This is a genomic window from Zoogloea sp. (assembly GCF_023150065.1).
In the GTDB taxonomy this organism is placed as follows: Bacteria; Pseudomonadota; Gammaproteobacteria; order Burkholderiales; family Rhodocyclaceae; genus Zoogloea.
This window is the reverse complement of sequence record NZ_JAKLLN010000010.1, coordinates 21737-35987: the sequence shown is the minus strand read 5'-3', so window position 1 is coordinate 35987 and position 14251 is coordinate 21737. Positions and strand designations below refer to the sequence as shown.

At 61.0% G+C, this 14251-nt stretch carries 11 protein-coding genes; 2 read left to right on the top strand and 9 right to left on the bottom strand.

Translation table 11 applies throughout. From position 1 onward, the window contains the following. Positions 1 to 14 precede the first annotated feature (14 nt). From L6Q67_RS12750 to L6Q67_RS12710, 9 genes are read right to left on the bottom strand one after another with little or no spacing between them, the layout of a single operon-like run. Entirely contained in the window at positions 15 to 2063 is a 2049-nt protein-coding gene (locus L6Q67_RS12750) for a bifunctional serine/threonine-protein kinase/formylglycine-generating enzyme family protein (protein WP_296569868.1), read from the bottom strand. Between the two features lie 11 nt (positions 2064 to 2074). After that, positions 2075 to 3541 carry a protein phosphatase 2C domain-containing protein gene (locus L6Q67_RS12745; RefSeq protein ID WP_296569866.1) on the bottom strand — a complete coding sequence of 489 codons (1467 nt, stop codon included), beginning with the start codon at positions 3539 to 3541 and terminating at the stop codon, positions 2075 to 2077. Between the two features lie 25 nt (positions 3542 to 3566). Continuing rightward, positions 3567 to 4184 carry a hypothetical protein gene (locus L6Q67_RS12740; RefSeq protein WP_296569865.1) on the bottom strand — a complete coding sequence of 206 codons (618 nt, stop codon included), beginning with the start codon at positions 4182 to 4184 and terminating at the stop codon, positions 3567 to 3569. Continuing rightward, positions 4181 to 5101 carry a hypothetical protein gene (locus tag L6Q67_RS12735; RefSeq protein WP_296569863.1) on the bottom strand — a complete coding sequence of 307 codons (921 nt, stop codon included), beginning with the start codon at positions 5099 to 5101 and terminating at the stop codon, positions 4181 to 4183. Before L6Q67_RS12735 ends, L6Q67_RS12740 begins: the two co-directional genes overlap by 4 nt. A gap of 11 nt (positions 5102 to 5112) precedes the next feature. Next, complete coding sequence (locus L6Q67_RS12730; protein WP_296569861.1) at positions 5113 to 6039, bottom strand: hypothetical protein; 927 nt, start codon at positions 6037 to 6039, stop codon at positions 5113 to 5115. A gap of 29 nt (positions 6040 to 6068) precedes the next feature. After that, positions 6069 to 6998 (bottom strand): hypothetical protein, encoded by a 930-nt coding sequence (locus L6Q67_RS12725; protein WP_296569859.1) that lies wholly within the window; start codon positions 6996 to 6998, stop codon positions 6069 to 6071. Positions 6999 to 7011: 13 nt separating this feature from the next. After that, positions 7012 to 7848 carry a hypothetical protein gene (locus L6Q67_RS12720; RefSeq protein WP_296569857.1) on the bottom strand — a complete coding sequence of 279 codons (837 nt, stop codon included), beginning with the start codon at positions 7846 to 7848 and terminating at the stop codon, positions 7012 to 7014. 37 nt (positions 7849 to 7885) lie between these two features. After that, complete coding sequence (locus tag L6Q67_RS12715; RefSeq protein ID WP_296569855.1) at positions 7886 to 9325, bottom strand: hypothetical protein; 1440 nt, start codon at positions 9323 to 9325, stop codon at positions 7886 to 7888. 10 nt (positions 9326 to 9335) lie between these two features. Next, positions 9336 to 11468, bottom strand: a complete 2133-nt coding sequence (locus L6Q67_RS12710; RefSeq protein ID WP_296569854.1) for a hypothetical protein — start codon at positions 11466 to 11468, stop codon at positions 9336 to 9338. Between the two features lie 234 nt (positions 11469 to 11702). On the opposite strand from L6Q67_RS12710, the gene L6Q67_RS12705 reads away from it, so the two are divergent. Both L6Q67_RS12705 and L6Q67_RS12700 read left to right on the top strand, forming a co-directional pair. Then, a complete protein-coding gene (locus L6Q67_RS12705; RefSeq protein WP_296569852.1) occupies positions 11703 to 12857 on the top strand; it encodes a LuxR C-terminal-related transcriptional regulator in 1155 nt (384 codons plus the stop codon). Positions 12858 to 13135: 278 nt separating this feature from the next. Further along, positions 13136 to 14233, top strand: a complete 1098-nt coding sequence (locus tag L6Q67_RS12700) for an acyltransferase family protein (RefSeq protein WP_296569850.1) — start codon at positions 13136 to 13138, stop codon at positions 14231 to 14233. Positions 14234 to 14251: the final 18 nt, after the last annotated feature.

Below are 14251 nucleotides of genomic sequence, written 5' to 3'. Positions count from 1 at the left end.
TAAGGATTCAGGATCTAAAAAAGCGTCCTCGCCACCCGAAAACCAATGACGTCGAACCGGTATCCGGAAAAGTCCCCGTTGCGGTTGGCGGAGCGCGCGACGTCCGGGCCACTGCCCCACGCACCACCGCGCAACACGCGCCGACCACAGTCCCCCGTCCTCCACGCACTCCCGTCCGCAGGGGCGCCCCCAAAGCTCTCGTTCCAGCAGTCCTCCACCCATTCCCATACGTTCCCGATCATGTCCTGCAATCCAAAGCCGTTTGGCAGATAGCTCCCAACCGGTGCCGGGTAGAAGTGCCCGTCATCACAGTCGTGTTTGTCCGAGAAAAAGAAGAGATCCTTTGGCTCCTTGCTCCGATCCGAGACGTTGGCAAAACGACAGGCATCATCTCGTGCTTCGCCCCATGGACGTGACGACTGACTACCCGCCCGCACCGCATACTCCCACTCCGCCTCACTTGGCAGCCGGTAGGCCTTGCCGGTGCGATCACTCAACCATTTCAGATAGGCGCCCACATCGTCAAAACTCACACAGACGACGGGGTGCTCGTCCGACTGCGCATAGCTCGGCTTGCCCCATTGCCGGCCCTGAACGTAGGCATCCTTTCCGCGACTCACGTCCCATGAAATGCAGCCTTTTCCTCCGTGAGCATTCCTTTCCGCATCACTCACATAGCCCGTCGCTCGCACAAAGGCTCTCCACTGCCCCACCGTCACCTCCACATTGCCCATGGCAAAGCGCTGTGCGATCGTGACCCGATGGATCGGCCCCTCATCCTTTTGCCTGCCCTTCTCACCCGCCGGGCTTCCCATGTCGAAGCTCCCTGATGGAATCACCACCAGCACCGGGCAATCCTCACACTCCTTGAAGTGTCGACCAGGCGGAAATTCAAGCTCCAGACGGGCCTTGAGATCGGCAGCCGCGCGCAGGGTCTTGGCTTTCGACTCATTTTCCTCACGCTCAGCACGCAACTTCGCCTCCATCGCCTGAACCTCCTGGTAGTACCGGTAACCAAAGACTCCGCCAACGATCACGCAAAGCACCACCAGCAGGCCAATCCACAAAGCCTTTCGGTCAGGAGGCGGATCCCCATCCGGACGAGGGGACTGCGGACGCTTTGGGGGCGTCGACTCTTCATTGAGGGCCCTGGCCCACTCGGTACTCGTTTGCCAGCGCTCCTCAGCGCTCACCTTCAGGGCCTTGTCCAGGCTCTTCAGGAACACCGCGCCATACCGGCCCGCCGCCACCTCTGTCGCCGGGCGCAGCCTGTCCTTCACGGTTCGGCTCGTTGCCGCAATGGGCCGGTTGCCCGTGGCAAGGTGGTAGAAGGTTGCCCCAAGGGCATACAGGTCGGTTGGCGGGCCTTGCTCTTCCAGGCCATGGTCGTCGTATTGCTCGATCGGCGCGTAGCCCTGGCTGGCGATCGCCGTGAGCGAATGGGACACCTTGCCGATGCACTGCCGCGCAGACCCAAAGTCGATCAGCACCGGGCCACGGCCCTCGACCAGGAACACGTTGCGCGGGGTGAGGTCACGGTGAAGTATCCGTTTGCTGTGCAGGTAGTCCAGCGCTCCAAGCAGTGTCTCGAGCAGGCCCCGCAGGGTCTCTTCGTCCCACGACACGTGCCGCTCCAGGCGTGTGTCCAGGGTTTCCCCGTGCAATCGTTCCATGACGATGTACGCCGTGCCATTGGCTTCGAAGCATTCATCCACCTGCACGATGGCCGGGTGGGACAGGGCTTTGAGCAGGCGCGCCTCCTCGATGAAGGCAGCGCGGCCCTGTTCAAACACGGCTTCGTCCCGGCGGTTGCGCGCGCTCACCCGGGAGCCCACCCGGACACAGCCGTGCTGGCTCGGGAGGAACTCCTTCAGCGCGCATTCGCGCCCCTGCCGCTCACGGTCCAGCGCCGAATAGACAATGCCGAACCCGCCGCTGCCCAGAAAGCCGCTAATCTCGAGTCGATCGATCAGCACCGTGCCCACCGGCAGACGCAGGATATCGTCGTCGCCGGCTTCCGCTTGCACGCTGTGATGCACATACACGCTGTCTGAATCGGACATTGTCGTGTTCCTTATGGGGATTCGGACGAGGCCGGGCCGGGCCGGGTGCCCGAGGTGCCCTCTGGCTTGGCCGCTGGCCTTGCATTGGCGTGATCGGATTTCTTTTCAGGATCTCGCGCCTTTGGCTTGTCCGGCGCCGCCGCGCCCTTATCTTTTTTACTGTCAGCAGAGGTGCTTGCCTGGCTATCGTGCGGGGCCGCCGAGCTTTCACGCGCCTTGGGCCGGCGAGAGACCGGGTTTCCGGATTCGGCTGTTGCCCTCGCTGCATCTGTCTTGGCCCGAGACTCGACAGGCGATTTATTGGGGGGTGTTGCCTTTGCTCCGTCACCGAAAAGAGCTGCAGGGTTCATGACGCCGTTTGGCACGCCTGCGCGGGGCGGGCTTGATTCTTCACGGCGACGCTGATCAAGTTCGGCTCGCAGTTTGCCCAGCTGCCGCTCGGTGCCCTGAAGCTCCAATTGAAGGCCGGCGATGCGTGCGGCATCCTCCGCCCTGGACTGCCGGTGATCAGACACCATGGACTTCGCCCCAGCCCACCAGCCTCCGCTCGCTGCCATGAGGATGACCAGAAGCCCCCCCGCAAGCCCTAACCACACTCCCGAGCGCGTGGCCCGCTGCTCTCCGCGGGCGTGGTCGGTCGTCGTATCCGTCGCGCGGTGTCCGGCTTGCTCACCCCTTTCGATCAGGCTCTGGGGTGCCTGGTCTATCCGCAGCAGAGCGACAGTGATGTTGTCTTCGCCTCCGGCACGGTTGGCTGCCTGGATGAGCTGTCCGGAAGCGTGTTCCAGATCCGAAGAGGATGCGCGCAGGATCTCGCCGATCTCGGTATCACTGACCATGTCGGTCAGCCCGTCGGAACACAAGAGGTAGGTTTCACCGGCAGACACGGGGAAGATGAGGGTGTCGGGCATGAAGATGTTGTCGCCGCCGCCCATCACGCGGGTCAGCAAGGACTTGCCGGCCCCGCCGTTTCGTGGTGGTCGCCCCGAATCCTGGGACAGGTTGTGGCTTCGGGTAAGCGGAGAGCCCAGACGCCCCCCCTGGAAACGGTAGGCGGGGGAGTCACCCACCCAGCCCAGCACCGCCGTTCCGCCGTGTACAAGCAACGCCACGACCGTGGACGCCATCCCCGATCGGCCCTGCGCAGCCCTGGCTGCTTCGAGCACCTCGGCGTGCGCGTCTACCAGCGCCGCACGCAGCACCAGTTCGAGGGTCTCGGCTTCGAGTTCAACGGCGTTAAGGTGTTCGCCACCGATGGCCAACAGCCTTCTCCGTACGGCGTAAGCCAGCACCTGAGTGACGATGTCACTGGCCACTTCGCCGGCGTTGTGGCCTCCGAGCCCGTCCGCCACGGCCACCAGGCCGAGTTCGGGGTCCAGCAACAGACTGTCTTCGTTGTGATCGCGGGATTTGCCCGGGTCCGAAGCTCCGGACAGGGTAAGCACCGCGCCACCAGTAAGGGCATTGGCTTTGCTCACGACGCGTCGACCTCCAGGTTTCGTTTCAATTGGCGTCGATGAATCGGCGCAGATAGTGCAGGGGAAGCTCGGTCTTGCCCCGTGACGGCACCGTCAAACCGGGCGCGCGCAACCCCCTCGCGACGGTCATCATGTAGCTCATGCAGTCTTGCGCACCGAGGGAATAGGCCAGCAGCACGGGCCCCTGTCCGGTGGCAAGCCCCAGCTTGGTCAACACAGATTGGCTACTGCTCAGGGCGCGCTCGTAGTCGGGTTGATTGACCTTGACCACCAGGCAGGCCTCCTTGACGGCGGTGTAGTGCTCTTCCTGGAGCACGCCGGGCACGCTGAAACTCCCCCCGTAACTGAGCAATGCACGAACCGGCCCTGCGTGTGTGGTGTGACCAAGCGCCGTGAATGCCCGTGCCCCGCTTGCCGGCAGGTGACTGAAGGCAACAAAGGCGTGCCCCGGCAAACCGCCAGCTGCAGGGCTGGGCCTTGCACAGAAGGAGATCTCGTACTCACCACTGGCATCGGATTGGTTGCGCAGGTCGACGACGCGGTGAGGCCCGGCAAACGCAGATGCCGGCAGCAGAAACGCCAAGGCCCAAGCTGCCAGCTTGCGACAAGCAGCTAGGGAGGTTCCGGCCAGGGCGATACTCACAGCCGGATCTCTTCGAGGATCGACTTGACCTTCTCGAGCGTCCCGACCGTGACCTTGAGCCCGACCTGGGTCTGATCCATCGCGTCGTTGACGTTCTCGGTTGCCGTTTCAAACTCCGCGGCGTGGGAGTCGAAGGCGTCGGCTACGCTCGTGACGGTGTTCCGGGTTTGCTCCATGGTGCGTTGCAGGGCCTGTACCTGCTGCGCCTGGATCTCGGCAAACTGCTGCAGAGTGCGTTCAACGGTTTGTTCAAACTCGCTGACCAGTTGTGTGGCCGAGCCCTCAAGCTGGGAGACCGTCGCCTGGCAGGCGGAGACAAACTGCCGGGAGCCCGCCTCGATAGCCCGGTCAAACCCGTTTCGGAACTCGCTTTCAAACCGGTCGGCTTCGGTGTCGAAGGTCTGAATATGGCGTGCGGCGTCATTCTCGACGCGTGTTTCGGTCGTCTGTTCGACGTTTGCCTTCTGTTCGAGCAGCCGCTGCACCATCTGCTGGCGGGCGGAGTCGAGCTGGCCTGCCCGTTGCGACACGGCCTCGACGCCGGTCTCGACGAGGGCTGCTGCAGACTCCAGCCGACCACGCAACTCGGCAAGCCGGCTCGCCATTTCGTCTATCCTGCCCCGGAAGGTCTCGGCAGCCTGGCGCGCATGCTGGGCCGTTTCAAGGCTGCGCTCCTCCACCGCGCTCAGTTGGCTTTGAAACTCGCTGCGTACTTCATCAATACCCTGACGCAACGTCGCGATCCGCTGCACGGCCGCCGAGCGAAACGCCCTTGACCGCTGCGCCACCGCATCGAGAAGGTGCTCGGCTGCTTCGACATCCTGGGCAAGGGCTGTCTGGTATCCACGGCAGTCATCCACAAATTGCTGGAACTCGGCAAGTTCCTGGTCCGCCTGGTCGCGTACATCTTCCGCCATGTTCGTTCTCCCTATGCGTGAAAGCCGACGATGCCGGCGATGTGCTTGACGTTCTCGAGCACCGTCTTGATCGGTTCGACGAGGTCGTCCAGCGCCTCGCGTACGGGCGCCATGGCATTGCGGCACTCACGATTGCCGTCGCAGCCGCCAGCGATGCGCGTGGAGACGGATTCGAGCGTCTGCGTCACCCTGCCCAGCAGCTCGTCGAGCACGTCTTGCACCTGGGTGTTCAAGGCGTCGCCGAGTTCCTCCTGATGTGCTTCTGTCCTCGCCCGCATCACCTCGTCCGTGAGCTGCTTCAGCTTCTCGACCAGCTCCCGGACAATCTCCTCGGACTTACGGAACACCTCTTCTTCTGTGGAGGATGCCAGTTGCTGCTGTTGCTCTCCGGTGGCCGCGCCGAACTCTTCTGCAATGGTGGCGAGTCGGCTCTGGGTCGCGCTGGCGTGTTCCGTACTCTCGGCAATGCGCCGCTCGGAGGCTTCGTATCGGCCGCGCGTATCCTCATGGGCCTGCAGTACGGCGGTGTTCTGTTGGTCTGCGGAGGCCACATGCGCTTCGTGCTGCTGCGCAAAGGCCGATCTGGCGCTTTCGACCCGCCCACTTTCGCCTTCAAATGTTGTGCGGGTTTCGTCCAACGCAGCGGCGATGTCCTGCGCCGCCGCGTCGAGTTCGTTGACTGCCGCCTGCACTTCAGCGGCAAGCGTGGATGCAAGGTCGGCAAGCCGTGACGCGTGTTGGTCGGCCTCCTCGCGCAGGGTTTCGAGCTCCTGCTGAAGGGACGCGGCCTCGGACGCAATCGCCTCACGATCCTCCAGTAATTGATCCTGCAGGGCTGCAACGCGCTCTCTCAGGCGTGCTGCGGCGTCGTCCAGTGAATCGATGTCGGCGACGAGTATCTCGCCGTCCTTGAGTAATCTCTCCGATTGCTCGTTCATGAGCGTTCTCCAGGTTTGGGTATCAGGGCTCAGCCGCCGAAAAGACGTTTGGCGTCCTTGAAGATCTGAATGGCGTCTTCCAGTGCGGAAACCGCCTTATGGAAGGCAATCAGCTCGGGCATGATTGGCGTGAGCGCCCCCGAGATCGCCACGCTGAGCTCCGTCTCGGTGATCGAATCGGTTATTTCGTCGGAGGCGCGTTGCAGAACGGCGTCCTGCAATCGCTCGACCTCGCGCTGCCACACATTCGAGAACTGATCTGAAGTGAACCGCTCCAGATCGATCAGCGTGGACTGGGCAAACTGCAGGTAAGCGTTGCCCACGGACTCGGCGACCTGCATGAAGTTTTCCTGACTCGCATCGAAGCTCCCCCGGAAGGCTGAATCCGCATCGGGTATGCGTGCATCACCAATCTCGCGGAGCGTGTCGTTGAAATTCTGGAGGACGTCAAGGTAGGCTGGCTGTCGGGTGTCCTGGGTGTCGCTGCGAAAGGCTTCAAGCTGTTGCGCCAATGCGTCGAGACTGGTCTTGAAACCCTGCTCAAATTGCTCGACACCAGCCCGAAACTCGTCGTAGACACTCACATCGGCATCGCGCAAGCGCTGATCGTCGGTAATCGCCTGTTGCACGTGCTCTTGCACTTGGGCAGCCCCCTGCGCCCATTGATCGGATCGACTATGCAATTCGTCGGATGCAGGGGCGATCGGGATCTCGGCAGCGGCAAAGCCATCGGGAATGACCTGATCCTTCAACGTCTGCACGCTGCTCAGATGATTCGCGAAGCCCTCATCTGCGTGGGAGATCGCGTCCGTGATGGGATCAACACCCGTCATGGATTCATCAATGCCAACCAGTTCGACAGACTGCAGGGCCTGAAAGACATCCAGCCCTTCAAGGTGACTGTTGCGAAGCTGGTTAAAGCGGCTATCGATATTTGCCTGAAGTTCCATGTAACTCATGATTCGGCCCCCATTAAATAAGCATTTCAACCTGCTCCAGCAGCGGTTTGATGCGTTCGATCAGGCCGGAGATCTCCTTGAGCGCATTCAGCAGATCACCCACATCACCGCCAAAGACGTCGGAGAGACGATCGGCGTTGCCCTGAAGGAAGCCCAGGGCCTGGGTGAGTTGATCGGCATCACTGCGCAGGCTTGAGCCGAGATCCTGGACGAATAGCTGATCAGCCCCCTGCCCCAATTGCTCGATGCTCGAACCCCAGTCGCTCAGCAGCACGCTGTCGCTCTGTCCGAGCGCATCGGCCACCTGCTGCATGAGGGCGCCGAGCTCCTCGAAAACCGCATCACGGGCCTTGCCGAAGTCACCTATTGCCTGCACGACAGCATCAACGCCCTGACCCGCCGTGTCGAGAAGGTCTCCGGTCACCTGGGCCAGTCGGTCATGGTGCTCGGAGAGTACCCTCGACGCATCCTCGACCAATCGCTCCGTTTCATCGAGTGCGGCGAGCAGTTCGGCTTGAAGGTCTGAGAACTGCTGCTCCCCCTGGGCAATGACATCATCAAATGTTGAGCTGGCCTGAGATACCTGCTCAATCACCTCAAAAAACCGATTCGCTTCGGCATCTATGACGCTTTGGAGCGCATCGAGCTCGGCCGTGACCTCAGCCCCTCCTTGCTCCACCTGTCCGCGGAGTCCCTTTAGACCTTCTTGATATTGGTCTGCCAAAGCCTCAAAGGCAGCCTCATCAGCCTCGATTCGCTGATCCAGTTGCTCAAGCACATCGATACAGTGCTCCTTGAGCGCCCCTCGAATCAGCAACACCATTTCACCAATACTTCCCGCTCCCGCCATCGCCACTCTCCTCCAATTGAACTTCACGCCCGCCGGTTCAAACTCCTGCCAATGGAATCCGGGCGATCAACTCCGGCCCCATGACAAACTGACCCTCCTGCGAGGGAATGCGGCTTTCCACAAAGGAAAGGGGCTCCCTCGACTGACTATCGACTGCGTCGACCCTGACGTTCTGCAAGGCATCAACCTGAAAACGAACATCGATCCCGCGTATGTCCTGGCTCACGCCCTTTTGCTCAAAGAACAGTTGCTTCAACAATTCCGGGGGAGAACCATCACGCTCGATCGCAATATCGCACTTGAAGCGCCTTTGACCATTGGCGCCGACCTCAAGCCTGGATTGCCCCACTGCCGGCAAAGACACACCACTCTCCAACAAGGCCCGCATCCGCTTCTCCGCATTGGGCCGGTCACGGACCAGAAGCCCGAATCTCGCCGTGGAGCAACGTGGGGCGTCCAGATCGACCCCATGCTGGGCAAGCGCCATCACCAGGCGGTCGGCGCGCGAGGGGGGCACCCGGAGACTCCGCTGTTGAATCACTGAGTTCAATCGCTCCCTGATGCCCATTCGTAGAGCATCGTCGCCGATGATGTGCAGGTCCGTCCCAGGAGGGATGGCGTCGGCAGCCCCGGCTACCGCCGCTGAAAGCGGTCCGAACAATGTTTCCGCCACACTCTCAGCCTTCCGGAAACTGATGGCGCCAGGCGGCAAGCGTCGATCAACGAGATAGGGAAGAAACAGCTCCCGCGCGCCCACCGGAGTGCACCTCTGCTGCTCGTACCATGCAACGAAATCAGCCCACAGGCGGTAGCGAGACCAAGCGCTCGCGGACAGACCGCCAAGCGCGTTCATGGACAGGGCGCTGTCGATCAACGCCAGACTTTTGACCCCATTCAAAGTGATGACTTTCAAGTCAGCGGAGTGCACCTTCCCCACCATCACCGCGTCCCTCAGGATCACGACCGCAAGTTGCGAGCGCCCGGCGTTGGCATGCTGACTGGCTCTCAAATAGCACTCCAAGGCCCAGGTGGGTTCTTTCAGCACCACGGGGATATCCAGAACGTCGGATAGAAAGGAGGACAGTCGCGCCCTGCTCTCCAACGGAAGCGGGCAGAACATCGCCACACTGACGGCCTTGATGGCACCGCCCAAGGGGCGTGCATCGGCGACGGCTTTGCGCAACAGCAGCGCCAATGCTCCCTCGGCTGACAGATTTCCTTCTTGCGAAGAAATCACCGCATCACCGAACCCCCTCAAGTCGTCTGCGCTAAAGGCGTAGGCGGAAGACGCAATGCCGGCGAGGGACGCTTTCACGGCGGCAAAGCCACCCCAGTATCCTTGGGCGTCAAAGGCCAAGTCGTTTGGTCTTGTCTCGCGCCGCGAGTCGGGATCAAGGACACTTACAGGCGCACCCGATGGATCGGTGAATGCCGCCAGGTGAGTATGGCCCGAGATAATGATGGCAAGGTGGCTCATTGTTGACTCCTCACCGTTGTGGACGCTGGAAGGAAACGCTGCTCCGCCGCGGGATGACCTCCGCAATGGGCTGCGGTGGCGCAGCCCTCGCACTGTCCGCGAGCGTGCTTGCCGTGTCGGGCCCTGAGCCGGGTGGCTTTTGCAATGGAGATGCGGGGTCGGACTGACTCTCGAGAGCCGCTTGTGACGAAGACGCGTGAATGGCTGCCAAGATGATCCTGAGCTGTGACCGAAGGGTATCCGGTGCTTTCTGAAGGCCATTGGCGCATTGGGCAACCTGCTGAACAAGGGCCTGCACCCGTACCTGTTTGTCCTTGAAATTGGCCAGCACCGCCGCATTTGACTGCGCCAGGACATTCTGCTCATTGGCGAGCTCCTGCTGCTGAGCCCTGACTACATCATCGATGTAAGTCCAGTACCTATCGAGGGCATCCTTGACACGCCTCAAGTGCTGCTTGTGGATCTGCTCACGCGTCTTGGTAACTTGCTTCAGCAGCTCATTGGCTTTCCCTGCCAGGCGCTCAACAAGCTTGCCGAGGATCTGCGCCTTTTGGTCAGCCTCAACATATTTGCTGTTCCTTATCCTGAAAGCGAAGATCAAGATGGCTATGATTACAACAAGGCTCAGAAATGGTTGCATTACCCCTCTGCTTGGCTTTAGCAACTCTGCAGCGGATACACCAGCGTCGGGGGAAAACATGCCCCCGACCCACAGGAAGACGCCATTCAATGCGGCGCCACCCATGAACAGCATCCCAGCAACGCTGAACAAACGCATTGCAACACCTTGCCCCTCAAGAAAATGCCCGAACAATCCTTTTCTTACGGATTTCTCCTCCACATAAAAGGCCAGATCAAGATCATTTCCATAATTGGCATACGTGTTCTTCTCAAGTCGAGGCAGCTCGATCCTGCGAAGTGCATCATCATTTTCGACGATGCCGGAGACGATGGCCCTGACCTCTTCTTCGATCATGCCGAGCTCCTTGGAAACAATCACGGCGTCCCTCTCGATCTGCTTGCTACATACCTTTGAGATCTTCCTGGCAATGGAGTCAATACACTCGCGTGTTATCGATATCTGATAATCACGATTGAAGAGCACCCGGATCCGGCTTCGGCCACCGATGGTGTTCATGGCCGCCGGGGAGATGATTTCTCTAACCTCCAGGCTGTCCACTTCAATTCCGGAAACCAGTTGCTCGGCCTTGACGCCGAGATCGTCCAATACAAGCCTGGATTCGATTTGTGCGAGAAGAAATTCGGTTCTTTCCTTCGCCTGCTGCTTACGCCTGAGCCAGTCGTCGTCACCACGCAAGTTAAGTGCCTTGCCTGCTTTCCCTGCCTTTTCCCTGATCCCGATGATGGCGGCAAGTCGATCCTGCTCGATACCAAGTTCTTTCTTAATGCAAACGAGCAAACTCAGCGCCCGGCACTGCTGCAAGGTCTCACCAAGCTCCTGGCCGGCACGCTTAAAGGCTTCGATCAGGGCAGCCTCTCCATCGCGATCGAGCACTATCAGTTTTTCAGGGGCCGCCTGAAAAGCTGACAAGAACCCGCCTTGATCACGCTCACGTGCCACCACCAGCGTGGCGAGGGACAATCCATGCAACTCAGGAGCGAACGTCGCTTCATGCTTCCGCGATAGCTCAAGGAAAAAAATCAGATCAATGCTGGACCTCAGCAACTCCAGAATCATCGGATCGAAGAGGTGCTCAGGCGAATAGCGGGCAACAACAAGTCGAAGTTGGGGAACTCCCCAAGGGGAGTCGTGGATGGCCTTCCATTCCCACCCGGCTTCGCTGCCGGAGTGTCCTGCCAGCTTCTGGCTGGCGTTGCGATGCTCGCGCAGCTTCTCGAACTTGCGGCTCAGATCGCTGTACCCACTCTCCCAGAGCACCATCCGCCCGCCGCTTGCTGACTCGCTCTTCAGGAAGCCAATGACAGTGTCGGGAAAGCACTCAAGCGACATGGACTCATCATGGTCCGGCAAGATCACCAGACAGGTCACGAAGCGTCGCTGTATATCCTCAGTCTCGGCGGCAACCATGTCCGCGAATGCGTTGCCCGTCTCGGGAAACGCGAATCGTGCAGCGCCTGACATGCACTCGTCGAGTGCGCCTTGAATGTGTGCGGGCAGCATTTGTCATCTCCTGGCAGCCTAACGACGCACCGAAAATTGTCACAACTCGTGGCTTGCGGCGCAGTAACGAGCCCGAAACCCCGGCCAGCCCGTAACGCTTGACAAAGGGTAACTGGATGCCCCATAGATAAACGACGGATGCGTACAGACGATGACAATCTACAGATGTAGCACGCTCTCTCGCTGTACCCAAGTAGGTACATACGAGGCAGATACCCTTGCAGCGAGGTCCGGATGACCGCCCCAACCGAGTCACATAAGCCTTGCCCGATCTCTGAAGCCGCTCTGGAAGCAGCCACCCATGGCCGCTGGGAAGCCGTACTGTCGGAGCTGCTGCACCATACGGGTGCCCACGAAGCCTGGCTCCTGGCCAGAAATGGAAATGCGGGCAGACTCATCCATCTGGCAACGGCGGGAGTCGAGCCCGCTCATCAACGCGATTACGTGGTTTCCGGCCAGTTCATTGACCCTACATTCGAATGGGTTCTCTCGGCCCCCGATCAATGCTTCATGCGGGCCGACCTACGGACTGATCCACCTTTCGTCTCCGCCCAAGGGCCATTGGCGGACCACGCCCATTTCCGCGCCAGGAGGCACATATTCGCGACACTTCTTTGCCGCGAATATGAAATCCACACGTTCTTGATTCTGTACTGGAGTGACACCCCTCCCCGATTGCCTCAGGTCGGGGCAGCCGACGCCGACTTGAAGCGCCAACTTTCCGCGTGCGCCGCGGCATCGACTCTCAGATATCTGGCGGATGCCCTTTCGGTCAGCTCACAACAAAGCAACTGGTCTGACGAGTCGCCGACACCGGTGTTGATCTGCACGCGGACGGCACAGATCATCTTTGCCAACAGGGCGGGTTGCCACATGCTCAAGAACGGGAACATCGTCACCACCCGGAACGAGCAGCTCTGGACGTCCGACTTTCGCTCGCGTAAGGCAATTGAAACGGCGATTCAAGCCTGCACCGGCGATCCGATGATCATTTGCATCAAGGGTCGCGGGCGAGGCCATGTACCCTTGATCATTCAGCCAAGCCACAAGGCAGGCTATGCCTCCGGGTTCCAGAGCATCAGTTTTCCGACAGAACAGCCGGTGCCGAGCGAACTGCGATTGAAGCAAGCGCTGTCGCTGACAGATACCGAGGCCAAGTTGATCCACGTGCTGCTTGACGACAATGACGTACCCAAAGCTGCTGCAAAATTGGGAATTAAACCCGACTCGGTACGAATGATCCTCAAGCGGGCCTATGGGAAATTCGGTGTTTCAAGCAAAGTCGAGCTGCTGATGCGCGCACGGTTGATCCCGGGGGTTCCTCCGCTGATGAACAGAGGTGACTGCACCTTGTGTGGCAGGCACCGGCTTATTGACCGCTGTTTCTGACCCCGCGAAAGTTGGCAGCCTGACAGTTCGACGTAAGATCCCGCCAACCCGCCTGCCAGCTTCGGTCCCCTCGATCTGGCTCGAGACTCGCACAGCGTGGCCCAAATCAGCGAAAACTCTCCTCCTCCGCGGAATTTCCGAGACATCCGGTCATCTTTCATTGGACCTGAACCGTTGTGCACTGCACACTGTCACCACCGGGGCAGGCCCATGGTCTGCCCCGGTGCTTTTTGATGCCCGGTTCCACCTTGCCGTCCATGCCCAGACAAACAACAAGAATGCCCGCCGTCGATGCGCTGAAGGCCTTTGCCTGCCTGGCCATTGTCATGCACCACCTGGCCTTTTACGGCCCCATGAGTGACGTGGCCAAACCCCTGCTGCCGACGCTGGTGCAGTGGCTCGATGAATACGCCCGGATGGCCGTGCAGGTCTTCCTGGTGGTCTCCGGCTTCCTGTTCGCCGCCAAGTTTGCCCCGGCCGGGCTGCCGGTGAAGCTCGCGCCGCTCCCGGTGCTGCTCCAGCGCTACACCCGCCTGGTGGTGCCCTACTCCGCGGCCCTGCTGCTGGCGGTGGCCTGTTCGGCGGTGGCCAGCGTATGGATGGAGCACCGCTCCATCTCCGCAGCGCCGGATCTCGGACAGCTGCTGTCCCACGTGCTGTTGCTCCACGATCTGCTGGATCAGGAAGCCCTGTCCGCCGGGGTCTGGTATGTGGCCATCGACTTCCAGCTCTTCGCCGTCGCCGTCCTGTTGCTGTGGCTGCCCTCACGCCTCGCCGCCCAGCGGCCGGAACTGGCCATCGTGGCCCCCCTGCTGATCGGCCTGCTGACCCTGGCCTCCCTGTTCGGCTTCAACCGCGACGCCTACTGGGACGAAACCGCCCTGTACTTCTTCGGCTCATTCGGCCTGGGCATCCTGGCCTGGTGGGCGAGCAGCCAGCCCCGCGCCGGCCGCTGGCTGGCCCTGCTGACCGCCCTGGCCGTGGCCGCGCTGGTGGTGGATTTCCGGGCCCGCATCGCCGTGGCCACGGGGGTCATGCTGTTCCTGGGCCTGGCGCGCCAGCACGGCTTTCTGCACACCCTGCCGGTGCCTGCGGCAGTGAGCCACCTGAGCCGGATCTCCTACTCGGTGTTTCTGGTGCACTTCCCCATCTGCCTGCTGGTGAACATGCTGGTCAGCCTGGCCTTCCCGGCCAACCCGGTGATCAACGCCATGGGGATGGTGCTGGCGGTGGCGGCAAGCGTCGCCGGGGGGCATCAGTTCCACTACCGGGTAGAAAGCTACCCCTTCCGCACCCGCACCCGGCTGCTCTTTCCGGCCGGCGTGGTGGCCGGGGGATGGCTGACCGCGCTGGCAGCAGCCAACCTGGCCGGCTAAGGCAGCCGGGGACCGACC